2 protein-coding genes are annotated in these 1,278 nt (G+C 62.3%); both read left to right on the top strand.

Going from position 1 to position 1,278, the window contains the following annotated elements; translation table 11 throughout:
- Positions 1-67: 67 nt before the first annotated feature.
- Entirely contained in the window at positions 68-358 is a 291-nt protein-coding gene (locus tag ABD987_RS44500; protein ID WP_345409095.1) for a transposase, read from the top strand.
- Between the two features lie 8 nt (positions 359-366).
- The gene (locus tag ABD987_RS44495) at positions 367-1,239 is read left to right on the top strand and encodes an IS3 family transposase (RefSeq protein ID WP_345409097.1); all 873 of its coding nucleotides are present in this window, start codon (positions 367-369) and stop codon (positions 1,237-1,239) included.
- The last annotated feature ends 39 nt before the right edge of the window (positions 1,240-1,278 follow it).

The raw sequence follows: 1,278 nt of genomic DNA, 5'->3' as shown, positions 1-1,278 counted from the left end.
TGAGCTTCCCCCGGTTGTCCGGACACCTCACCTGAGGTGACCGCCGGTCACCAGGGAGGATGTTCTGGTGCCTGCACCACACCCGCCTGAGTTTCGTCAGCGTGCCGTCGAGCTGGCCCGTCTGGGCGACAAACCGGTTGCCGCGCTGGCGAAGGATCTCGGGATCAGCGAGTCCTGCCTGCGGAACTGGATGGCCCAGGCCGATGCCGACGAGAACGGCTCGACTACGAAGCTGACGAGCACAGAGAAACGGGAACTTGCCGAGCTGCGGCGGAAGAACCGGCAGCTTGAGCTGGAGAACGAGATCCTGAAACGCGCGGCGGCCTACTTCGCGCGGGAGAACATCCTCCCAAAGTAACGTTCCCGCTGGTCCACGAACTCGCCGCGGACGGTATCAATGTCGCGGTGGCCTGCCGGGTGTTGCACGTGTCTCGTTCCGGCTACTACGAATGGCGGGACCGGCCAACCTCGCCACGTCAAGAAGAGAACGCGTTGCTGCTGAAATACATCGAACAAATCCATGCCGATTCACGAGGCACCTACGGCTCTCCGCGGGTGCACGCGGAACTGACGCTCGGGCTTGGACTGCCGGTCAACCGCAAACGGGTCGAGCGGCTCATGCGTGAGGCCGGGATCCAGGGCCTCTACCGGCGCCGGCGCACCTGGACCACGATCCGTGACCCGAACGCGGATCTCAGCCCTGACCTGGTCAACCGCCAGTTCATCGTGGATGCTCCAGACCGGTTGTGGATCACCGACATCACCGAGCATCCCACCGAGGACGGAAAACTCTACTGCGCGGCGGTCATGGACGCCTATTCCCGGCTCATCATCGGCTGGTCTATCGCGAACCATATGCGTACCGAACTAGTCACGGACGCGCTCGGCATGGCCATCCTCCGCCGCAACCCGGAGCACAACACCACCATTCTACATTCCGATCACGGTTCCCAATACACCTCATGGGCGTTCGGCCAACGACTCCGCGCCGCCGGTCTGCTCGCTTCGATGGGAACGGTCGGAGATTGTTACGACAACGCCATGATGGAGTCCTTCTGGGGCACACTCCAACTCGAAATACTCGACACCAAACAATGGAAAACCCGCGACCAACTTGCCAACGCGATATTCGAATGGATAGAGTGCTGGTACAACCCCAAACGGCGTCATTCCAGCATCGGGATGCACGCCCCGGTCACGTTTGAGGCCCTCCACACGCCACCCAACGTGACCGCCTGACCCCACACCCGCCGTGTCCGGCGAACAGGGGGAAGCTCA

The organism is Amycolatopsis samaneae, assembly GCF_039541975.1.
Taxonomy (GTDB): Bacteria; Actinomycetota; Actinomycetes; order Mycobacteriales; family Pseudonocardiaceae; genus Amycolatopsis; species Amycolatopsis samaneae.
Note: the sequence above shows the minus strand (reverse complement) of the source record. Positions and strands in the feature narration are given on the sequence as shown.